The 20,614-nt window shown below is 45.3% G+C and carries 24 protein-coding genes; 11 read left to right on the forward strand and 13 right to left on the reverse strand.

Going from position 1 to position 20,614, the window contains the following annotated elements; genetic code table 11:
* The first annotated feature begins 42 nt into the window (after positions 1–42).
* Entirely contained in the window at positions 43–237 is a 195-nt protein-coding gene (locus tag INR79_RS07365) for a hypothetical protein (RefSeq protein WP_022550353.1), read from the forward strand.
* Positions 238–394: 157 nt separating this feature from the next.
* Entirely contained in the window at positions 395–796 is a 402-nt protein-coding gene (locus INR79_RS07370; RefSeq protein WP_004400653.1) for an MAPEG family protein, read from the forward strand.
* Between the two features lie 7 nt (positions 797–803).
* Here INR79_RS07370 and INR79_RS07375 read toward each other — a convergent pair whose 3' ends face one another.
* Positions 804–1,454, reverse strand: a complete 651-nt coding sequence (locus INR79_RS07375) for an aspartate/glutamate racemase family protein (RefSeq protein ID WP_022614025.1) — start codon at positions 1,452–1,454, stop codon at positions 804–806.
* Between the two features lie 180 nt (positions 1,455–1,634).
* On the opposite strand from INR79_RS07375, the gene INR79_RS07380 reads away from it, so the two are divergent.
* The 6 genes from INR79_RS07380 to INR79_RS07405 all read left to right on the forward strand — a co-directional run bounded on the left by INR79_RS07380 (position 1,635) and on the right by INR79_RS07405 (position 6,028).
* Entirely contained in the window at positions 1,635–2,093 is a 459-nt protein-coding gene (locus tag INR79_RS07380; protein ID WP_022550355.1) for a methyltransferase family protein, read from the forward strand.
* 36 nt (positions 2,094–2,129) lie between these two features.
* Positions 2,130–2,522 (forward strand): DUF6713 family protein, encoded by a 393-nt coding sequence (locus INR79_RS07385; protein WP_004400659.1) that lies wholly within the window; start codon positions 2,130–2,132, stop codon positions 2,520–2,522.
* 88 nt (positions 2,523–2,610) lie between these two features.
* Positions 2,611–3,021 (forward strand): nuclear transport factor 2 family protein, encoded by a 411-nt coding sequence (locus tag INR79_RS07390; RefSeq protein WP_223096629.1) that lies wholly within the window; start codon positions 2,611–2,613, stop codon positions 3,019–3,021.
* 126 nt (positions 3,022–3,147) lie between these two features.
* The gene (locus tag INR79_RS07395; RefSeq protein ID WP_223096631.1) at positions 3,148–3,951 is read left to right on the forward strand and encodes an alpha/beta fold hydrolase; all 804 of its coding nucleotides are present in this window, start codon (positions 3,148–3,150) and stop codon (positions 3,949–3,951) included.
* Between the two features lie 312 nt (positions 3,952–4,263).
* On the forward strand, positions 4,264–5,304 hold the full coding sequence (locus INR79_RS07400) for an acyltransferase family protein (protein WP_223096633.1): 1,041 nt from the start codon (positions 4,264–4,266) through the stop codon (positions 5,302–5,304).
* A gap of 241 nt (positions 5,305–5,545) precedes the next feature.
* Complete coding sequence (locus INR79_RS07405; protein WP_004400664.1) at positions 5,546–6,028, forward strand: helix-turn-helix domain-containing protein; 483 nt, start codon at positions 5,546–5,548, stop codon at positions 6,026–6,028.
* 46 nt (positions 6,029–6,074) lie between these two features.
* On the opposite strand, the gene INR79_RS07410 is transcribed toward INR79_RS07405, so the two are convergent.
* The 7 genes from INR79_RS07410 to INR79_RS07440 all read right to left on the reverse strand — a co-directional run bounded on the left by INR79_RS07410 (position 6,075) and on the right by INR79_RS07440 (position 14,268).
* On the reverse strand, positions 6,075–7,334 hold the full coding sequence (locus INR79_RS07410; protein WP_223096635.1) for a dicarboxylate/amino acid:cation symporter: 1,260 nt from the start codon (positions 7,332–7,334) through the stop codon (positions 6,075–6,077).
* Positions 7,335–7,628: 294 nt separating this feature from the next.
* The gene (trpA, locus tag INR79_RS07415; RefSeq protein ID WP_223096637.1) at positions 7,629–8,435 is read right to left on the reverse strand and encodes a tryptophan synthase subunit alpha; all 807 of its coding nucleotides are present in this window, start codon (positions 8,433–8,435) and stop codon (positions 7,629–7,631) included.
* Positions 8,435–9,625, reverse strand: a complete 1,191-nt coding sequence (trpB, locus tag INR79_RS07420) for a tryptophan synthase subunit beta (RefSeq protein ID WP_022550361.1) — start codon at positions 9,623–9,625, stop codon at positions 8,435–8,437. The genes trpA and trpB overlap by 1 nt, the downstream gene beginning before the upstream one ends.
* A gap of 44 nt (positions 9,626–9,669) precedes the next feature.
* Positions 9,670–11,067, reverse strand: coding sequence for a bifunctional indole-3-glycerol-phosphate synthase TrpC/phosphoribosylanthranilate isomerase TrpF (trpCF, locus tag INR79_RS07425; protein ID WP_223096639.1), 1,398 nt, complete (start codon positions 11,065–11,067; stop codon positions 9,670–9,672).
* A gap of 4 nt (positions 11,068–11,071) precedes the next feature.
* Positions 11,072–12,070, reverse strand: a complete 999-nt coding sequence (gene trpD / locus INR79_RS07430) for an anthranilate phosphoribosyltransferase (RefSeq protein WP_223096641.1) — start codon at positions 12,068–12,070, stop codon at positions 11,072–11,074.
* 65 nt (positions 12,071–12,135) lie between these two features.
* A complete protein-coding gene (locus INR79_RS07435; RefSeq protein WP_223096643.1) occupies positions 12,136–12,714 on the reverse strand; it encodes an aminodeoxychorismate/anthranilate synthase component II in 579 nt (192 codons plus the stop codon).
* A gap of 3 nt (positions 12,715–12,717) precedes the next feature.
* On the reverse strand, positions 12,718–14,268 hold the full coding sequence (locus INR79_RS07440) for an anthranilate synthase component 1 (protein WP_410482898.1): 1,551 nt from the start codon (positions 14,266–14,268) through the stop codon (positions 12,718–12,720).
* A gap of 412 nt (positions 14,269–14,680) precedes the next feature.
* Between INR79_RS07440 and rnm the strand changes: the two genes are divergently transcribed.
* The 3 genes from rnm (at position 14,681) to rluB (ending at position 17,242) form a co-directional block, all read left to right on the forward strand.
* Entirely contained in the window at positions 14,681–15,589 is a 909-nt protein-coding gene (gene rnm / locus INR79_RS07445) for an RNase RNM (RefSeq protein WP_223096647.1), read from the forward strand.
* Positions 15,589–16,209, forward strand: a complete 621-nt coding sequence (locus tag INR79_RS07450) for an L-threonylcarbamoyladenylate synthase (RefSeq protein ID WP_223096649.1) — start codon at positions 15,589–15,591, stop codon at positions 16,207–16,209. Before rnm ends, INR79_RS07450 begins: the two co-directional genes overlap by 1 nt.
* 121 nt (positions 16,210–16,330) lie before the next feature.
* Positions 16,331–17,242, forward strand: a complete 912-nt coding sequence (gene rluB / locus INR79_RS07455) for a 23S rRNA pseudouridine(2605) synthase RluB (protein ID WP_004409456.1) — start codon at positions 16,331–16,333, stop codon at positions 17,240–17,242.
* Positions 17,243–17,333: 91 nt separating this feature from the next.
* Here the strand turns inward: rluB and INR79_RS07460 are convergent, their stop codons facing one another.
* The 5 genes from INR79_RS07460 to INR79_RS07480 form a co-directional block, all read right to left on the reverse strand.
* Positions 17,334–17,651 carry a hypothetical protein gene (locus INR79_RS07460; protein ID WP_022598227.1) on the reverse strand — a complete coding sequence of 106 codons (318 nt, stop codon included), beginning with the start codon at positions 17,649–17,651 and terminating at the stop codon, positions 17,334–17,336.
* A gap of 67 nt (positions 17,652–17,718) precedes the next feature.
* Entirely contained in the window at positions 17,719–18,039 is a 321-nt protein-coding gene (locus INR79_RS07465; protein ID WP_022598229.1) for a hypothetical protein, read from the reverse strand.
* Positions 18,040–18,372: 333 nt separating this feature from the next.
* The gene (locus INR79_RS07470; protein ID WP_223096651.1) at positions 18,373–18,681 is read right to left on the reverse strand and encodes a hypothetical protein; all 309 of its coding nucleotides are present in this window, start codon (positions 18,679–18,681) and stop codon (positions 18,373–18,375) included.
* Between the two features lie 269 nt (positions 18,682–18,950).
* Positions 18,951–19,868: a dihydrodipicolinate synthase family protein gene (locus tag INR79_RS07475; protein WP_223096653.1), complete on the reverse strand. Its 918-nt coding sequence runs from the start codon at positions 19,866–19,868 to the stop codon at positions 18,951–18,953.
* Positions 19,869–19,892: 24 nt separating this feature from the next.
* On the reverse strand, positions 19,893–20,609 hold the full coding sequence (locus INR79_RS07480; RefSeq protein WP_022592129.1) for a FadR/GntR family transcriptional regulator: 717 nt from the start codon (positions 20,607–20,609) through the stop codon (positions 19,893–19,895).
* Positions 20,610–20,614: the final 5 nt, after the last annotated feature.

The raw sequence follows: 20,614 nt of genomic DNA on the forward strand, positions 1-20,614 counted from the left end.
GTGACAAACCCATGAAATGGTTTCAAGGAAGTGACTCAAGACATGAAAGTTAAGATTATCACCGTAGCATCAGTTGTAATGTTGATCGCTGCATGCTCTGGTCCTCAGGCGTATTACGGCACTCGCAGTTCTCAACAGAATCAGTGCCAGAGTATTGCCGACAAGCTGGAATACGAGCAGTGCATGCAAGATTCAAAGATGAGTTATGAAGAATACCAGGAACGTCTGAAAAACTGATCAGCACTATCGAGAGATAATTATGAAAAGCCATTGTGTGAAGCAATGGCTTTTTTGGTTTCTTTCTCTCAGTTTTCATAATTTCTATAGGTATGTGCTGGATATTCTTCAGTGGCAGGGTAAGTTTGTAGGCATCTTTATATCAAGGAAGATTCATATGATCTATTTAGCGGAGTATCAGACCACGGTGTTGGTTGTGGGCTTAATGGGAGCGTTGATGTTTATTCAGCTTCTGATTGCAGATGTTGTCGGTATTATCAAAAAGCACAAACCCGGGCACACCATCGCGTCAAACCACGATGATGTCTTGTTTCGTGTTGCGCGTGCACATCTGAACACCAATGAAAGTATTGCCATTTTTATTCTTGTCACTCTGTTTGCCGTTTTAACTTCGGCATCCCCGTATTGGGTCAACTTGCTTGCCTCGATTTATTTTGGCTCTCGCGTGGCTCACATGTTCTGCTATTACCTCAATTTTAAAATTGCTCGCAGTGTGGTGTTTGCGGTAACAGCACTGAGCTTGGTGGGGCTGTTTGTCGTAGGTTTGATGGCGTTCTAGCCATTCCTTATAGATTCAATAGCGTCTTTACTGCTGCTTTTACCCCAATTTCCGGGCTACTCAGCACCGGAATTTGGGCAGCCAGGTTATTTGTTGCTCCTGCCATAGATGCCTGTGCCAGTACAATGACTTCATAGCCTGACTGCTGGTCCACAATTGCATTTCTTATCTTCGTTAAATACGCAGGCATATCGCCGGATTGGAAGTCTTCCCAAGCCTGTTCAATCAGATGATAGTGAATGTCCACCATCGACGATTGCGTATGCATTGAACTTTCCAGCAACTGCCTGGTGGGCGGTAGCGTACTTTCTAATGCCGCCAGAACCAGAATTTTTTGATGACCGACGGCAACATCTGCCATTGCCCGGTCGATTCTTCTGACATCTAACTTTTCTCTCGACACCAACTGTTCAGCGATGCTTCCCAGCGTAGAGCAAGTGCATATTGTGATTCTCGCGATACTGGCTAAATCGCGTAATATCTCTTCGGTGTTTGCAACTACAGAGTGATTCAATCCTTCTGACACGGCTTTACTTAACAGCTCAGGTTCAACCCGATGGATCTGGCGCAAGTCTGGTGCCATTTGGCTAGTAAGATTGGTAAAAGTATCAACGTGAATCTTCGCGGTATGCAGAAACGCAATGTCGTATTCTTTCAATAGTTAAACCTCTTTGAAATTAAGGGTTTACTTGGCATGCGTATTGTAAATATTTTTATTCAAAAAAGTACGAATGTTATGCCAAATTGCACATTTCTTATCATATAGGCATATCAACTCTTTTCAATCGGATTTGATTCGGGTAGTTTGAGCTTATCGGGAAAACTGATAGGGAAGTCAATGCAGGCACTTGAGCTGAAGATTCCTCCTCCAATCATCGCTTTCACTTGCGCCATAAGTATGTGGATGTTGCCTGCTGCGAAAATATTCCAACAACACAATCTTGTGACATATCTGCTGTGTTTTCTATTGTTTACGCTTGGCATTTTGCTTGCCACTTCTGGCTTGATTGCCTTTAACAAAAAGAAGACAACGTTCCATCCTACGCTGACAGAGAAAACGACCTCTCTGGTAACAACGGGCATATATCAGTACACAAGAAACCCTATGTATCTCGGAATGTTACTTGCGCTTTTGGGGCTAGGCATACTGTTCAATAACTGGCTTTCTTTTACGTTTTGCGTGGTGTTTGTCGCGTACATAACGAAATTTCAGATTCTGCCAGAAGAAAGGTTCCTGACAGAACTTTTTCCAGACTCCTATCCAGAATACCAAACGCAAGTCCGTCGTTGGATTTAACCAGGGGGTCAACAGACCCTGAACATTACGATAGATATGAAGAACGTTTTATTTTTTCTTGGGTTTGCTTTCTTTGTGATTCACGAGATTGACGCCATGATGCACCACGAGTGGTTGGTGATTCCGCTTACCGTCTGGATACCGCAGGATTATGCTATGACATTGTTTGTCGCGGCGCATATTCCTCTGTTTCTTGTGATGATGGTTATGTTACCGACGGAATTTCTGAGTAAGATCGAAAAACTTCAAACTGCGATGGCTACTTTTATTGTCATTCATGGCATATTGCACTCCGCGTTTATGACTCATGAGCAATATGAGTTTGACTCTTTTTTGTCTAACCTGTGGATCTTTGGAGGAACTCTGGCGAGCGCCATCTTCCTGATTTTCCAGACGGGCAAGGGAAAAGTGCCGTCTGTGCCAGAGTAGTGTCGCTGCCTGAGCAATAAAAATAGCTAGGTCAACAGAACCTAATAAAAGACGCACTGTAATCCAATAGCAGATAAAGGATATCTCAGTGAAAAAAAACTCTTATGTAACTCCCAAGCAAGTGGTCGCCAACTACTGGAAAGCCATGGCAGAAAACGATTTTCATGATGTGGCGAAACGATGGTTGAGTGAAGATTTTGAATGTTCCTGGCCACAATCTAATGAACTCATTGTTGGGCAGGAGAACTTTGCCTCTATCAATAGTGAATACCCAGCAGAGGGCAAATGGACGTTTCAGGTAAATAGCCTGATTGAAGAAGGCACTCAGGTTGTCAGCGATGTCACCGTTTCTGACGGTAAAGTCGTTGGTCGAGCCATTACGTTCCATACAGTATTCAATGGCAGAATCACTAAGCAGACCGAATTTTGGCCAGACAACTACCCGGCACCTGAATGGCGCAAGAACTGGGTAAAGCCGCTGGAAGAAATCGCGGTTTAGTGAAATAAATTCCTACACATTTCGTTCTTTATAAGCATGATTCGGGCGCAAGTTCGAATCATGTTTTATTTTGTATGTACCCGTCTCCTAGACTGGGTAGGTCAGTGGAACTAAAGAGAACGTAATGTGAGAAGAAAAGTGAAGTATTGGGGATGGTTGCTGGGTCTTGTTTTGATTGTGGTTGTAGCCAGTGCCCAAATGCGTCATAGCGACGTGCCTGTTTCCGTGCCCGAATCGCTTGGCGTGACCAGCGTTACTTCACCACAGACACAGGTTCAGATTCTTTTTATTCATGGTTCTCCCGGTTCCAAAGAAGGCTATTCCGCTTATCTTAAGCGCCCGGATCTCCGTAAAAGTGCGGACTTAGTGTCCATTGACAGGCTCGGGTATGGCGAATCTGACCCACTGCCAGAACCATCTATCTTAAAGCAAGCTCAGGCCATTCTTCCTTTTTTATCCAAAAACAAAGCGAATATATTAGTTGGACACTCTCTGGGGGGACCAATTGCTCTTCAGTTAGGGCTTATTGCACCTAATCAGGTTAGTGGGATGGTGTTTGTCGCACCTGCGTTTGATCCGGAACTGGAACACCCCAAATGGTACAACCGCATTGCAGATACTTTGCTGGCAAAGTGGGTGTTACCTACAGAATGGAATCAGTCCAACGTAGAAATGATGTCACTGTCTAAGGAACTGGAACTCTTGGCATCCCGTGATTGGTCTGCCCTAACTATGCCCATCAATATTGTCCATGGTGTTGAGGATGATATTGCCGATCCCGGCAACTCTGTATTCGCCATCAATAAACTTCCCAAGCAGTCTGTAAAGCTCATTCAGCCACCGGATGAGGGGCACTTTGTACTGTGGCAAAACGTCCCACTTGTGGTCGAAAGTATTCATCAGGTCATCGGTTCTTTGTCTAACGAATAACCTTATCAACGAAAGCGTGAGTTATTGAATATTTTAAAATGAGACTAATTTTAAAATAAGAAGATCTTACTATTGGAATGTTTAAAAGTATGACAAATACAAAATAAAAATCTCAATAAATTCATATCAAACATACATGAAAAATCAGTCATATAATCGAATTTAGCGTGTTGAAATACTCGGTGGAAGGCGAATTAATCTATGACCAGATTGAAATGTCTCCAGCGTGGTACTCAGGTTTGCGCTCTTGAGATCGTCCCTTCCAATTTCTTTCCCTATTTGCCCCATGGGCTTCTTTACTGAAGAACAAAAATGAACAACGACAGACTGGCAATCGACACGCTGCGTGGCTTCGCGTGTATTTTACTTGTGGCATACCATGTAGTTGGTAATACACCTTTTAATGGATTAAGGCTTGAAGAGGGCTTGTATCGAGAAGTGAATGATCTTCTCGGCTATGTCAGGATGCCCATCTTTACATTTTTATCGGGATTGGTTTACGCCTATCGCCCGTTTGATGGCGATTATCGAAAGTTTATCTCCGGAAAAACGAGACGATTACTTTTCCCTATGCTGGTTGTAGGGACGTGCTTTGCGGTTTTGCAATCATTCACCCCTGGTGCGAATGCCGAGCAATACAATTGGTCAACGTTACATGTTTTACCTGTGGCACATTTTTGGTTTGTCGAGGCACTATTCATCATATTTGTGTTCGTAGCAATATTTGAAGCATTGAAATTCCTGAGTAATCCACTGTTGTTTTCGGCCGTTTTTGGATTGGCGACCTTTATCTATACCTCTAGCTTTGATGTGCCGTATTTTGCTTTGTCTGGTGCTGTTTACTTATTTCCATTCTTCTTGCTCGGTGTAGCGATACACAGGTTTAACTTGATTCGGTATCTTTCGGTTTGGCACGGTTGGATGTTATTGACCTTGGTTTCGGCGTCGCTCATGCTAAACGCACTTGGCTACCTTTATGTGCACGACAAACGATCTGTCTATGGGTTATTGGTAGGAGCAGTATTTTGCGTTGGTGCACTGTCTGTTCGCGGAAGGAGCCAGTGGCTTGCCAGAATAGGTGTGTATTCTTACTCAATTTATCTTTTCCATGTTTTCTTTACTGCGGCTTTTCGAATCATCCTCACCAAAGTTGGTGTTGAGAATACTCACCTGCTTTTTGCAGTGTCATTGCTAGCCGGAATCGTGGGACCTATTGTTGCCGAAAGATTGTTGTTAGGGACCAACATCACCCGAGTGCTCTGTTTAGGAAAATCAGCAACAAAAATCGAAAATCTTTGGTTCTCTAAACGCTTTAAAAAAGACAGAGAACTCACAACAGAGAGCGATGTGTAAATCGCATGTAGGCAAGATATCGGGCAAAGTTCAGGTTTAAGCTTTGCCTTTTTCTATTCGACATCCAGGCAAAATTCTGATGTTATCGTCTGAAATTGAGATGTTCGCAATATGCTCCGGAGTTACCGTGAGTTATGCTAACTGATTGAAAAATAGGAACTGTCGGGTCGGTGTCGGCTTGATGTCGTTCCATGTCAGGTCGAAATCCGGCTAAAGTAAGTTGCATCAACAAGGCGTTGCTATGAATTTGAAAGCTCTTAGAACCGACCGAGGGTGGTCTCAAGAACAACTCTCTCAGATGAGCGGATTAAGTGTCAGAACCATTCAGAGAATAGAACAGGGAAGCAAACCTGGAATGGAGTCACTCAAATCTTTAGCCGCAGTGTTTGAAGTTGATATTCATACTTTGCAGCAGGAGACACCAATGACCAATACAGAAAGCCTGAGTAACGAAAACATTGTCATTTCAACAGAAGAGAAAGACGCAGCTAAAAAAGTAAAACGATTGAAAAAGTTTTACTCAAGCCTGCTGAGCTATGTGGCAACGATAGGCTTCTTGTTCATCATCAACCTCATCACCAGTCCAGGTTATATATGGACGATTTGGGTTGCGTTAGGTTGGGGATTAAGTATTGCGTTGCAAGCGGTGAAGGTATTCGAGGTATTCAGCTTTTTCGATGACGACTGGGAGAAAAGGGAAATCGAAAAGCGAATGAAGAAATAAAAAAGGGAAGCCGAGACTTCCCTTCTTGTTGTCTAGCGTAAGCCAATTAAGCGCTTTGAGTTTTCGCTTCAGCGGCTTTCTCGTCTTCATCAATCAAAGAATCAACGATAACAGCACAAGCTGCGTCACCAGTGATGTTCAGCGCAGTACGAATCATGTCAAAAACACGATCCAGTGCGAACAGCAGTGGAAGACCTTCAATTGGAATCCCAGCCGCAAGAAGTACTGCTACAACAAGGAACGAAGGACCAGGAACACCTGCCTGACCTACCGCACCAATAGTCGCAGTCACGATAATTGCAGCGTAAGCGCCAAGGCTTAAATCTACGTTGAATAGCTGAGCAAAGAAAATTGCTACCAGACCGTAGTAGATTGCATTACCACTCATGTTGATGGTTGCACCCAATGGAAGCGCGAAAGACGCTGTTGAGTTACGCACTTTCAGCTCGTGCTCAACGGTATCCAGAGTAACAGGCAGTGTCGCCATTGAAGATGCAGTAGAAAGCGCGACAGCTTGAGGCTTTTTCATCGCAGAAATGAATTTCTTAGCGGATGTTTTAGTGAATACATGTACCAGAGTAGGGTAAACCACGAAACCAAAGATAAGAATGGCTGCCACGTAAACGAAGAAAAGCTTAATCACAACGGTAAGAGCACTGAAGCCAAATGTACCGACTGCGTCTGCCATCAGACCGAAGACACCTATTGGAGCAATCTTCATCACGCAGTTGATCATCCAGACCATAGCGTCAACGATGGCATTAACGCCATTGATTAGTGGAGCACGACGCTCTTTTTCCAGCTTAGATACGGCAATCCCGAAGAAAAGACAGAATACCAGAATCTGAAGAATGTTCGCTTCATTCAGAGATTGGAAAACGTTGGTAGGGATCATGCCAATAACGGTTGCCCAGAACGTTGGCAACTCACCTTTTGATGCGTACTGGTTTGAGAACATGCCTTCAACACCAGATACATCTACACCGATACCCGGCTCGAAAATCTCACCCATTGCCAGAGCCAGCGTCACTGCAAATGCAGACGTAACTGCGAAGAACCCTAGGGTAAAGATGCCCACTTTCCCTGCTGAGTGACTATCACCAAGACCTGCTGCACCAGAAATCAGCGCCACTGCCACCAGTGGGATCACTAGCATCTTTATCAATGCGATGAAGATTGAACCCAACGGCGCAAACATAGATGCTGAATTGCCCATCAAAGCACCCGCTAAGGTACCAAGAATCATAGCAATAACGACTTGAACACCGATATTGCCTAATAAACCCTTACTCTTTAACACTTCCATAACCTCTGTGCTATAAATATCGTCAAACCTAGATATTGCATCTGATATGTTAAAAAATATCGGATGAAAATCTGGTTTGGTCTTTTACACCGAATTGGAAATGCGATCAATATAACGCAGACGAATAAGTAAGAAAAAATTCATATTTGATGGTTTTTTGAATAACTATTCATGCCAAACGTTTGCTTTTGATATGAGTTAGGTTGTTTATTCGGTTGAAAAGTGGGGCAAGAGATCGCGTTAAACAGGGGAAGAGAAAAACGCAACATTAAGGTAAATGTTGCGTTTATGTTGTTATTTTTGAGTGGCAGCTTTCATCGGAGAGATAAATTCTGACAGGGCTGCCAGCATAGCGTTTTCATCTGCAATGTTAGCTTCAATAATTTTCACCACCGCAGAGCCAGAAATCGCGCCTGCAGCGCCTGCTTCCAAAGCTTTCTTAACTTGCTCAGGCTCCGAGATGCCGAAACCTAATAATGCAGGTGGCGCGTCAAACTGGTTTAACTTATCCAGCATATCGCCTACAGGCATGTTAGCTTTGGTTTCTGCGCCTGTTACACCAGCACGTGAAAGTAGGTAAGTGTAACCTCCACCGAGCTCTGAGACCTGCTTTAAGGTGTCGTCTGACGCTGTTGGCGGGGCAATAAAGATTGGATGAATACCGTGCTTGTGCGCGGCTTCTACAAATTCCTGACTTTCATTGGTTGGCACATCTGCAATCAGCACCGAATCAATCCCTGCGTTGGCACAGCGCTCGTAAAAGCTGTCGATGCCATTGGCATACACAAGGTTTGCGTACATCAACAAACCTATAGGCAGTTCAGGGTTGTCCTGACGAATTTTTGCGATGCTGTCGAAGCAGATATCCGGTGTGGTACCTGAATCCAGGGCACGAATGTTTGCACCCTGAATTGTCGGACCATCCGCCAGTGGGTCGGAGAATGGAATCCCTAACTCCAATGCGTCTGCTCCTGCATCCACTAAGGTTTGCATGATTCTCAAAGATTGTGCCGGGTTAGGATCGCCTACCGTAACAAAGGGAACGAATGCACCCTGATTTTTTTCCGCCAGACGGGCGAACATAGCTTGATAACGATCCATTACAGCGCTCCTTTCTTCTCTAAAATATCGTGTACTGTGAAGATATCTTTGTCGCCACGCCCAGACAGGTTAACAACCAGTAGCTGTTCTTTTTCTGGGTTCTCTTTTGCCAGTTTCAGGGCATAGGCCAGTGCGTGAGAAGATTCTAAAGCAGGAATGATGCCCTCGTTGCGCGCCAGTTCCTGGAAAGCATCCAGAGCTTCATCGTCGGTGATAGAGACATACTCAGCACGGCCTGTAGCGTTCAAGTGTGCGTGCTGAGGCCCGACGGAAGGGAAGTCCAGACCTGCAGAGACGGAATAAGACTCTTCAACCTGTCCGTAAGTGTCTTGCATCAGAGGGGCTTTCATTCCAAAGAAGATCCCCGTTTTACCATGCTTTAATGGCGCTCCGTGTTGATCGGTATCGATACCTAAGCCTGCTGGCTCAACACCGATAAGAGCAACGTCGGTTTCATCAATGAAGTCTGCAAACATGCCGATGGCATTTGAACCGCCACCCACGCAGGCAATAACAGAATCGGGCAGACGACCTTCGCGAGCCAGAATCTGATTCTTAGTTTCTTCACCAATCATGCGCTGGAATTCACGAACGATGGTTGGGAAAGGGTGTGGACCTGCAGCAGTACCAAGAAGGTAGTGTGCGGTTTCGTAAGAGGCAGACCAGTCACGAAGCGCTTCGTTACACGCATCTTTCAGAGTAGAGCTACCTGAGTGAACCGGAATCACTTCCGCACCCATCAGCTTCATACGGAATACGTTAGGGCTCTGACGCTCCACGTCTTTCGCACCCATGTAAACGCGACATTTTAAACCCAACAATGCACACGCAAGTGCGGTTGCAACACCGTGCTGACCAGCCCCTGTTTCTGCTATGATCTCATTCTTACCCATGCGTTTCGCCAGCAGTGCCTGACCAAGTACCTGATTGGTTTTGTGAGCACCACCGTGAAGCAAGTCTTCTCGCTTCAGATACAGTTTGGTTTTCGTACCTTTGGTGAGGTTTCGAGTGAGTGTCAGAGCAGTTGGACGACCAGCGTACTCTTGCAACAGACCCATAAATTCAGCAAAAAACTCTTTATCTTCCTGCGCGTCGATAAAGGCTTGTTCCAGTTGCTCAAGTGCTGGAACCAGAATTTGTGGTACATACTGACCACCATATTCTCCGAAGTAGGCATCTAATTTTGCCATGGTATTTCCTTAAACTTTCTTGATAGCGGGCAAGCCGCCAGTGATCAGTAATTTCGAATTTCTTTAAAAGCCTGGCTCAGTTTCGCTTGATCTTTCTGCCCCGGTGCGCTTTCTACGCCGGAATTCAGGTCCAGACCCAGGCAACTAATACTCGCCGCTTCTTTCGCATTTTCTGGCGAAAGCCCTCCCGCCAGCATGATGTTTCTTTCGTCGCCAATCAGTGACCAGTCGAATGCAACACCCGTTCCGCCAGATTGATTGCCCACTTTTGAATCTAGAAGGTGACGATCCACGTTCGCTTTCAATAGGCTTGGTGCAGACTCTGATACGCCGTATGCTTTCCAAATCTTGCATTGTTCTGGCAGTGCAGCCCTGAGTGAATCGACATAAGACTGGTCTTCATCGCCATGTAACTGAACCGCAGATAAGCCAAGTGTGGATGCGGTTTCTGAAACAAAGTCAGATGGATGATTCTGGAATACACCGACAAAGTTCAAAGGTGCGCCGCTCATGGTTAAGCGAGCTTTTTCCAGATCCACATAGCGTTTGGATTTTTCAACGAAAATAAGCCCACCAAACACCGCACCAGCTTGATAAGCCTTGGCGGCATCTTCTGGTGAAGTAAGGCCGCATACTTTATTTTCACCGAGTAGAACGCGGCGAACAGCAAGCTCAAGGTTGTCTTCTGACATCAATGAGCTTCCAATCAGGAAGCCATCTGCATGGTTGGCGAGGTCGCGAACTTGCTGATTGTTGTAGATGCCGGATTCAGAGATAACTATGGTGCCTTCGGGCAGTTTTGGTGCCAGCTCTTTGGTTCGGTTGAGGTCGATAGAAAGATCACGCAGGTTGCGGTTATTTATGCCCACAACGCGCGCTTTGAGACGTATCGCACGTTCTAGCTCTTCCTCGTTGCTGACTTCTGTCAAAATACCCAGATTTAAGCTGTCTGCCACTTCTGCCAGCGCTTGGTATTGCTCATCATCCAACACAGACAACATAAGAAGAATGGCATCGGCGTTATATTGCCTTGCAAGATACACCTGATACGTATCGATCATGAAGTCTTTGCAAAGAACAGGCTGTGTTACTTGATTCCTTACCTGAGGAAGGAAATCAAAACTGCCTTGAAAGTACTTTTCGTCCGTCAGAACTGAGATGGCACTCGCGTGGTTCTTGTACACAGAAGCGATGTAATCCAAATCAAAGTCATCACGAATCAAACCTTTGGAAGGGGATGCCTTTTTGCATTCCAGAATAAAAGCAGACTGACCCTGAGAAAGCGCATCATAGAAACTTCTGTCCGATGGCTTAAGTGACGGTTGAAAGCTTTCCAAAGGCTGGCTGACTTTGCGTTCTTCCACCCATATATGCTTGTCGGCAACGATTTTAGCAAGCACCTGTGCCATTTCACGGTTTTGTTGAGTAATGTGCTCAGACATTGATTTAGCCTCTCTCTGCCAGTTGTTTCACCAGCTCATAAGCCGCGCCAGAATTCATGGCATCAATGGCTTTTTGAGTATTGGCTTTCAAATCTTCGTTGCCAAACAGCTTTAGAAGAAGAGAAACGTTTACAGCAACCGCAGAAACCTGCGCTTCCGTACCTTTGCCTGTCAAAATATCTGTAATAATGGCGCGATTCTCTGCAGGCTCGCCCCCTTTGATGGCGTCTAATGGGTGCGTGTTCACACCAAAGTCTGACGGGGAAAGGGTGTACTCTTCAATCTTGCCGTCTTTGATTTCTGCAACCAGAGTCTCGCCGTGAATAGCCACTTCGTCCAGACCGCTTCCGTGAACGACTGCTGCGCGCTTCATACCCATTTGCAGCATGGTTTCAGCAATTGGGCGAACCAGAGCCGCATCATAAACACCCATCAATTCGATGTTAGGACGGGCTGGGTTAATCAGAGGACCCAAGATATTGAAGATGGTGCGCGTTTTCATGGTCTGGCGAACAGGCATGGCGTGGCGAACACCACCGTGATATTGCGGTGCGAATAGGAAAGCGACACCTAAATCGTCCACAGCTTTGCGCGTATCTTCCGCGCTCATCGCAAGGTTGATGCCGAATGAATCCAACAGGTCAGAAGAACCGGACTTGCTCGATACTCCTCGGTTGCCGTGTTTTGCGACTTTTACGCCACATGCAGCGGCAACAAAAGCGGCGGTAGTTGAAATATTGATGGTATTAGAACCGTCGCCCCCTGTGCCGACGATATCTGCGAAATCGTAATCCGGGCGAGGGAACGGGTTAGCATTAGCTAATAGTGCTGATGCTGCGCCTGCAATTTCTTCTGGCGTTTCGCCTTTGATTTTTAGTGCAGTTAGAACAGCAGCAAGCAGAATAGAATCCATTTCACCTTTGATGATGGCATCAAACAGTTGCTGGCTCTCGTCTTTGGTCAGAGATTGCTGGTCGTAAAGCTTATTTATAATCTGTTCCATAAAATCTTCCTTCTTCTTGCTCTGACTTAAAGCCGAGCTGAGTATCCGTAATTTCTTATTCTTGATTAAGCCAGTGCCCAGCGAATGGTATTGGCAAGCAAATTCGCCCCTTGAGTCGTCATGATGGACTCGGGATGGAATTGGAATCCGCACACTTTGTCTTTTTCATTTACCACAGACATCACCAGTCCGTCGACTTCTGCCGTTACTTCTAGTGACTCAGGTACAGAAGTGGCAACCAGTGAGTGGTAACGAGCAGTGGCAATAGGCGAGGGCAGGTCGTGATAAACGGAATGGTTTTGATGCGCCATCATCGACACTTTTCCGTGAACGATTTCACCTGCTCCGGCAACCGTGCCTCCATACGCCTCAACAATTGCCTGATGCCCCAGGCAAATGCCAATCATTGGCACTTTGCCTTTTAGCTTTTGAATCAGTTCTGGCATGCTGCCTGCCTCGGATGGCGCACCGGGACCTGGTGACAGTACTACTACTGGGTTGTCCAGCTTCTCGACTGCGTTGGCAATCACTTCCGCAGCAATATGGTTGCGGTAGATGGTAACGTCATGTCCCAGAGAGCGGAATTGATCAACAAGGTTGTACGTAAAGGAGTCAAAGTTATCTACAAATACTAGGTTCGCCATCTTTTACTCCTTGTGGGCACTTTGAATTGCTGAAATTACCGCTTGTGCTTTACCGCGGGTTTCGTCTGCTTCTGCCTGAGGATCGGAGTCATAAACAACACCTGCTCCTGCCTGAACTTGCGCAATACCATCTTCAATGTACGCCGAACGAATAACGATACATGTATCTAAATCGCCTTCACCTGTCAGGTAACCGACTGCGCCACCGTAACTGCCGCGACGTGCTTTCTCTACGTCTCGAATCAGCTGCATCGCACGAATTTTTGGTGCGCCCGTTAATGTTCCCATATTCATACATGCTTGGTAGGCGTGCAGAGCATCAAGGTCTTCACGCAGTTGACCAACCACACGCGATACGAGATGCATTACGTGGCTGTATCTGTCTACTTTGAGTAAGTCCGCAACGTGACGTGTACCTGCTTCAGAAATACGTGCAACGTCGTTACGAGCCAGATCGACCAGCATCATATGCTCGGCGTTTTCTTTCATGTCAGCGCGAAGTTCAAGCTCAATACGACTATCCAGATCGAAATCGATGCTGCCATCGGCATTCTTGCCGCGACGACGCGTACCAGCAATTGGGTAAATTTCTACCTGATTGGTGTTGGTTTCATACTTGAGCGCACTTTCTGGAGAAGCCCCGAACAGTGTGAACAGTTCGTCGTGCATGTAGAACATGTAAGGGCTAGGGTTACTGCGCTTCAGCTCTTTATAAGCGGCTAGTGGTGATGGGCAAGGTAAGGTGAACCGACGAGACGGAACCACCTGAAAGACATCGCCTTTCACAACATATTCTTTTAAGTTGGTAACGGTTTGGCAGAAAACGTCATCTGAAATGCTTGGTACTGCTGAGACATCTTTCAGCTTCACTGCCTCTTTAAGTGGCGCTGGCTTGTCACTTTTCTCAGCAATGTCGTTCAGTCTTTTTTTTAAAGCAGACTCGGTGGAGGCATCACCGTCGAACTGTGTGGCTTGTACTGTACAGGTGCGAGTCTGGTGATCCACTACCATCAAAGTTTCAGCGACGTAGAAAACGTAATCTGGGCACTGGTTGCCCTGCAGAGCACTACCCAAAGGTTCAAAGTTGGCGACGTGATCATAAGCAAACAGACCACCCATAAAGATTGAATGTTTGTCTTTTCCTTCCAAATCGAAACTGTGCTGAACCAGTCTCAGAGCATCAAAACTGGATGCTTCGCGTAAACGGCTGTCTTCATCTAACTCGGAATCCGGCTGCTCGAAATTCAGGATCAGTGCATCCGGTGACAGTTCACACGAAACCTGCTCATGAAGGTTGGAAGAAAGGCGTTTAATCAAATGACGACCATTTTCAGTCAGGGCTTCATAAGTGACCTGATGACCTCGGCATACGATGCGGACAGCGGCATCAACTAATAACCAACTGCTTAAATTTTCTTTGGAATCAATTTCTGCCGATTCCAACAACAGACTATTGGTTTTATCGCCGCAAAGTACCTGAAAAAGGCGCGTAGGATCTTCACTGTAAGGCACGGACATTGGGTGCAGGGTGACCTGTCCTTTTTCTTTAATCATTATGGCCTTATTCACAAGCCCTCCTTTTGAATAAACACGTTTCCAAATCCCCAGATAAAAATCTCAATTTGTGGTGCGATTTGGAGAAACTACATACTCGCATATTCGTCACTCAGCCCCAATCTTTGAGCGCCTTGATTTGCTGCAATATTGTCCGGTTGAGTGTGAGTAAGTCGACAAAACAAAAAGCCCGCTCAGGGAGCGGGCTATTTGACTGAAATTCTATAAATCAGATACGCACAATAGCCCGCGCAGGTTTCCACCACACAAGCCACCACGAAGCAACAGTGCAAACCACTGAAACTTTGTCGTTATGTTGTTGGTTAAATTCCTGTAACATGAGCTTCCTAAGTACGCTGTCTGTCATTGCGTACTAGTTAACTAGTGCAAGGGTAAAAAGTCAAGCATTAATATGAAAATAGATCTCCACAGCCATACCACTGCCTCCGACGGCAGACTTTCACCTGAACAATTGATTGATCGAGCGATTGAATTCAGAGTGCAGGTATTAGCCATTACAGACCACGACACGGTCGATGGGCTCAGTGTGGCGCACAGTTATATCCAGAAAAATGACATCGATCTGACTTTGATTGATGGTATCGAGATCTCTACTGTTTGGCAGAATAAAGATATTCATATTGTCGGGTTGAATATCGACCGTGATCATCCCGCTCTTCAAACGCTGATTCACGAACAAAAACGCAGAAGAGCAGAACGTTCCGAACTCATCGCTCAAAGGCTTGCAAAAGCGACGCGAGAGGGTGTGTTAGAGGAAGTGCGTGAAATCGCGGGTGACGCTTCAGTAACAAGAGCGCATTTTGCCAAATGGCTGGTGGATAACGGCTATGCTAAAACCATGCAGCAGGTATTTAAAAAGTATCTGACTCGTAATAACCCTGGCTATGTTCCGCCGTCCTGGTGCTCCATCGAAGATGCTGTCACCGCAATTCATGCGGCTGGTGGTCAGGCAGTGCTGGCCCACCCGGGGCGATATCAGTTAACAGCTAAATGGATTAAGCGTCTGATTACGGCGTTTTGTGAAGCAGGAGGAGATGCCATGGAAGTGGCTCAGCCTCAGCAAGCCCAACAAGAACGACGCAATCTTGCTGATTATGCTATACAATACAAACTATTAGCTTCTCAAGGTTCCGACTTTCATTATCCGTCACCCTGGATGGAACTGGGAAGAAACTTATGGCTGCCCGCTGGTGTAGAGCCAGTGTGGAAAGATTGGGATTTGATTCAGAATCAACAATCCCCAGATTCAAGAAACGAGGAGTTCGCAAGAGACGAAGAGCTCGCAAGCGAGGAAGAATAATGAGCCAATTTTTTTACATTCACCCAGAAAACCCGCAAGCCCGATTGATTACTCAAGCCGTTGCCATTATTCGCAATGGCGGTGTCGTCATTTATCCCACCGATTCTGGTTACGCGCTTGGTTGTCAGCTTGAAAACAAGCAGGCACTTGAACGCATCTGCCGAATCCGCAAACTGGATGATAAACACAACTTCACGCTGCTATGTCGTGATCTTTCAGAGTTGTCTTTGTACGCTCGCGTCGACAATACAGCATTTCGACTATTAAAAAATAATACGCCTGGTCCTTACACCTTTATCTTCAAAGGCACGAAAGAAGTTCCACGCAGGTTAATGAATTCCAAAAAGAAAACCATCGGAATTCGTGTGCCAGACAACATCATAGCGCTGGATCTGCTTGAAGCTCTGGGTGAACCTTTGATGTCGACTTCTTTGATTCTACCAGGCAGCGACGTTGCAGAATCCGACCCTGAAGAAATCCGAGACAGACTTGAGCATGCCGTAGATGCGATTCTCAATGGTGGCTACTTAGGTGAGCAGCCAACCACAGTTATTGATTTTAGTGAAGATGAAGCTGTGATTGCGCGTGTCGGGGCAGGGGATACCACGCCGTTCGAGTAATAAAAAAATCAAAATTTAAATGGGTATTTTTCCAGAATATCTGCGATAATACGCGCCCACCAAAACTGGTGGCATCAAATTTTGCACTCGACGTCTGTGAAGGCGACACATAGGTAAATTAATGAGCGAAAAGTTACAGAAAGTTTTAGCGCGAGCAGGTCATGGATCTCGCCGTGAAATGGAAGCGCTAATCAAAGCCGGACGCGTGAGCGTTAACGGTCTCGTGGCTAAACTAGGCGAACGCTTAGAAGATGAAAACGCGACAGTTCGAATCGACGGACACAATGTTTCAGTAAAAGCTTCAGAAGAAGTGGTCTGCCGCGTACTGGCATACTACAAACCGGAAGGCGAACTTTGTACACGTCACGATCCTGAAGGTCGTCGTACCGTTTTTGATCGCTTGCCTAAAATTCAAGGTGCACGTTGGGTGTCTGTAGGTCGACTGGATGCCAACACTTCTGGCTTGCTACTGTTCACAACCGATGGTGAACTTGCTAACCGTTTGATGCACCCATCACGTCAAGTTGAACGTGAATATCTGGTTCGCGTGTTCGGCGAAGTGAACGAGAAAATGATTCAGAACCTGGTTCGCGGTGTTGAACTGGAAGATGGTTTAGCGCGCTTCGAAGACGTGGTATACACTGGCGGCGAAGGCATGAATCACACTTTCTACGTTGTGATCAATGAAGGTCGTAACCGAGAAGTTCGTCGTTTGTGGGAATCACAAGGTCCGACAGTGAGCCGTCTGAAACGTGTTCGTTACGGCGATATCTTCCTGGATAAGAAACTGCCTCGCGGCGGATGGATGGAACTGGAGCTTAAAGAAGTGAACTACCTGCGTGAAATGGTAGAGCTTGCACCAGAAAAAACGTCCTTGATTGACCCTCATAACACATCTCGCAAACGTGACCGTTCACGTAGCCAGAAGATCCGCAGAGCGGTGAAACGTCATGAAGAGCGCGTAAACAGCTCAGGTGGTCGTGCCAACCAACGCAGAAAGCCTGCGAAAGCGAAAACACGTCGCCAAGGTTAAACTGAGCTATTAAAAAATACGAAGCCTCGCCATAGTGCGAGGCTTTTTACTTTCAATATCTTGCGATACTTACTCTATTTCTTTATAGAACTTAATTAGAAATACGAACCTTTAAGGGACTTACATTCCAGTTGTGTTGATTACAATCTACACCACTTTCTAAAGGAAATACCAAAACCAATTTCTTTCCACTTGCTTGTGCTGAAAGTGCCATAGACAAACGGCTCTGGAAAGAAAGCTCCTCATACCTACCTAGTTGATGCCAGCCCAGACCTGATATATTAATAACAACATTAGTTTGTTCAGACTGAATGTCTTTTACCGTTCCAGCATTACAGTAAATTCCGTCTGATGCCCACGCATTTATTGAAACTAAAAATATGGAAGTAGCTAAGATCTTCTTTAACATAACTCTTATCTTTTCAAAATAAACAACTGTAAAGCCTAATGCTTATTCAATATCATTTTGATGGTAATTATTTATCCACAACGTAGTTTATTTTGCAACGTGAAGAGATTTTACCTACTTCTGGGTTAGTTTGAATGCAAATGGGCGTCTTGGCCATTTTGGCAGATAGTAAAAAACTATAAACAAGTTCCCTATTATTACCTTGTTGAGATAAGTAAAACCCTCCAGAACAAACAGAAGGGTTATTGTCAAACATCACCCATACGCCATATGTTTCACCGCCTCCGACCCATGTATACATTTTATCCACGGTTCCACAATAATTTGAGAAGCCTGCAAATGAGCTAAAACTAGTTAGAAAAATGACCATAGCAATTAAAAATTTCATGTATAACTCCGAAAATATAACGAATGACGAAAATGTTCTTTTGGAGGAATCACAATACTGGTGTTAGTTAGAGTACGAATCTAACTTTTTATCTTGTTGGAATTGTATTCGCTCAAAATACTCTGTATTCATATCTAGAACCTGGCAGTAAAGTGATTTTTCTTAACTTATCACTTTATCTAAATGACAGAGTAATTTAGCAAATATTAATTATTGTCGTATTGATAAAAGCGTGTGATTGTGCACATTATTGAAAGCGAATTGGCTGCCAGTGCAGCCAAAACTTCATATTTAAAATAAACGTTAAACAATACGTTATTTTATTCCGTAGTCTCAATTCTCATACATAGCGATTACTTGGCATGTAGTCTCGTCAATATTTAAAGCAACCGACTGACCACGAGATTTAGCCGCTAGAAGTAAAGCGTACTCTTCATTAAATGAGATACGATCTCTATTTAGACAGTATCGATTTGGCCATGTCGGATAGCATGTACAGCTTGTTTTCGTTGAGCCTGCCTGACCTATAGAGATGGTTTTTCCATCATAACCTATGGCTATCATTTCAATTTTTCCATGATGCCAATCGGCGTAAGAGGCGGATGATGCTATCAACAAGAATGCAAATAATAGTTTTTTCATCTCAAGTCCTTTTCAATATCTAACATGTTGATAAAGAGAAGAAAGATAACATATTAAATATGCAGAATATGGCTTAAATCCTGATGGCTTTTAGAGGTTAATCTCAAAGTGGAATTATTCTTTGAATCATGGTGCTGGCACAAAGCTAGACATATAGATTTAGCGTTTCACTTGAGGCTTCGCACAGCTGTTCTCAATTTTGGGCAGATCATACAGGCACGCAAGACTTTGGAAATTTAGCCTCCAAAGAAGTTAAATTTCCACTTATTTCACCCCAAACCAAACAACTGAAAAAACTCTTCTATCTGCTGGTTATCTTCTTCAGTAGTTGGGTACCCCGGTTTGCGGCAATAGTCGGATTGAATGACGTTTCGTTTGGCTAATATTTTCTTTTCTATATCTATCAGGTATTCGCAGTTACTCATCCAGACTTCTATGAAAGTGAGAAGTTGCTGGTGCTTGTCTTTGGCTGCCTGATGCTGTCCGTTTTGCCAGAGGTTATAGATGTCCACATATACTTCGGCAAACGAACTGCCGGGCATGACGCCTTTTCCGCCAATGGATATCATATCCAACATGTACAAGCCTGCGTAACCGTTGAGAAGGGTTGCGTCTGGCAGCATCGAAAGTAACGTCTGGCCGTATTCGACTGGCGGATTGCATTCAACTTTAAACATTGCGTTTGGGTATTTCTTGCCCCATGCCGCCATCTTTTCAGGGGGAATTGGCACACCCGTTTCAGTGGGCGCGTATTGAATTAGAACTGGGATTGAAACAGAAGAAAGGACAGCTTCGATATGCTCCTCGATTTGCCAGGTTTGAGGGTTTAGGAAGTAGGGGGGCAGCAACATCAGCACATCTGCACCTAAAGATTGATAATGCTGGGCAGTTTGAACTGCTAATTCAGTTGCGTGATCGGTTACAGACAGGCAGCGATACACGTTTGAATGTTCTGTGTTTTTCAGAAAGCGAAGTGCCAGCTCTTCTTTTTCAGGGAACGATAGCTTGTAAAACTCGCTGGCGATACCGAATAAAGTCATGCCATGGCAACCCGTCTGAATCAAGTGTTCCACCAAACGATCGAAGCTCTCATAGTCAACGTCACCATTCTGGGTAAAAGGCATGGCGAAGACGGGATTCACCCCAACAATGTCGTTAGTTCCAAAGCGTGGTGTTACGTTATTCATAGCTATCAACCTATTTGGTATTGGTTACTCGTTTGAAGCTTCTTCAGAAGCGCGGCGTGTGGCTTGCTTTAAGTCGTTCAGGGCATTTTCGAGTAGTGAAGACATTAAATCGCTGGCCAGTTGACCGTTGCCAGCTACAATCGCGTCATAAACTTTTTTGTGTTCGTCCACCCAGGATTCATCGTCCAGATCTCTGTGAGCAAGCCGGAATGTGTGCTGCAAAACGACGGATATCATGTCACCCAGCGAGCGATAAAATCGGTTTCCAGTGGCGTCGAGAATCGCGCAATGAAACGCAAGGTCGTGTCGGACTCTGTCTTCTTCATCAAGGTATAAGGTCATGCCTTGTAAGGCTCGTCGAATGGCAATGTCATCATCTTTCGAGAACCGGTTGGCTGCGAGGTATGCTGCTCTTGGTTCAAACGCGAGTCTCAGATCATAAAGCTCTACAATTAAATCGCTACTCAACGAGCTTTGCACCACCCAGGACAGCACTTCGCTATCGAGCATATGCCATTCCGAAGTAGGGCGAACCCTTAAACCTAGCCGGGGAACAGATTCCACCATGCCTTTTCCATTCAGTACTTTCACTGCTTCACGTACTGCTGTGCGCGATACATTAAACTCTTCAATCAGATCCTGCTCATTGCCGAACATTACGCCTGGAGGGTAGCGACCACTGACCACTCGTTGTCCGATTTCTGTCGCTACGTGTTCATGTAAAAACTGTTTCTTGGTCAAATTGT

It is taken from the genome of Vibrio sp. SCSIO 43132 (genome assembly GCF_019904195.1).
Lineage (GTDB): Bacteria > Pseudomonadota > Gammaproteobacteria > Enterobacterales > Vibrionaceae > Vibrio > Vibrio nigripulchritudo.

Coding starts and splice junctions, on each gene's coding strand:
- INR79_RS07365 (WP_022550353.1), top strand. CDS start 43: ATGAAAGTTAAGATTATCACCGTAGCATCAGTTGTAATGTTGATCGCT.
- INR79_RS07370 (WP_004400653.1), top strand. CDS start 395: ATGATCTATTTAGCGGAGTATCAGACCACGGTGTTGGTTGTGGGCTTA.
- INR79_RS07380 (WP_022550355.1), top strand. CDS start 1,635: ATGCAGGCACTTGAGCTGAAGATTCCTCCTCCAATCATCGCTTTCACT.
- INR79_RS07385 (WP_004400659.1), top strand. CDS start 2,130: ATGAAGAACGTTTTATTTTTTCTTGGGTTTGCTTTCTTTGTGATTCAC.
- INR79_RS07400 (WP_223096633.1), top strand. CDS start 4,264: ATGAACAACGACAGACTGGCAATCGACACGCTGCGTGGCTTCGCGTGT.
- INR79_RS07405 (WP_004400664.1), top strand. CDS start 5,546: ATGAATTTGAAAGCTCTTAGAACCGACCGAGGGTGGTCTCAAGAACAA.
- INR79_RS07410 (WP_223096635.1), bottom strand. CDS start 7,334: ATGGAAGTGTTAAAGAGTAAGGGTTTATTAGGCAATATCGGTGTTCAA.
- trpA (WP_223096637.1), bottom strand. CDS start 8,435: ATGGATCGTTATCAAGCTATGTTCGCCCGTCTGGCGGAAAAAAATCAG.
- trpB (WP_022550361.1), bottom strand. CDS start 9,625: ATGGCAAAATTAGATGCCTACTTCGGAGAATATGGTGGTCAGTATGTA.
- trpCF (WP_223096639.1), bottom strand. CDS start 11,067: ATGTCTGAGCACATTACTCAACAAAACCGTGAAATGGCACAGGTGCTT.
- trpD (WP_223096641.1), bottom strand. CDS start 12,070: ATGGAACAGATTATAAATAAGCTTTACGACCAGCAATCTCTGACCAAA.
- INR79_RS07435 (WP_223096643.1), bottom strand. CDS start 12,714: ATGGCGAACCTAGTATTTGTAGATAACTTTGACTCCTTTACGTACAAC.
- INR79_RS07440 (WP_410482898.1), bottom strand. CDS start 14,268: ATGATTAAAGAAAAAGGACAGGTCACCCTGCACCCAATGTCCGTGCCT.
- rnm (WP_223096647.1), top strand. CDS start 14,681: ATGAAAATAGATCTCCACAGCCATACCACTGCCTCCGACGGCAGACTT.
- INR79_RS07450 (WP_223096649.1), top strand. CDS start 15,589: ATGAGCCAATTTTTTTACATTCACCCAGAAAACCCGCAAGCCCGATTG.
- rluB (WP_004409456.1), top strand. CDS start 16,331: ATGAGCGAAAAGTTACAGAAAGTTTTAGCGCGAGCAGGTCATGGATCT.
- INR79_RS07460 (WP_022598227.1), bottom strand. CDS start 17,651: ATGTTAAAGAAGATCTTAGCTACTTCCATATTTTTAGTTTCAATAAAT.
- INR79_RS07465 (WP_022598229.1), bottom strand. CDS start 18,039: ATGAAATTTTTAATTGCTATGGTCATTTTTCTAACTAGTTTTAGCTCA.
- INR79_RS07470 (WP_223096651.1), bottom strand. CDS start 18,681: ATGAAAAAACTATTATTTGCATTCTTGTTGATAGCATCATCCGCCTCT.
- INR79_RS07475 (WP_223096653.1), bottom strand. CDS start 19,868: ATGAATAACGTAACACCACGCTTTGGAACTAACGACATTGTTGGGGTG.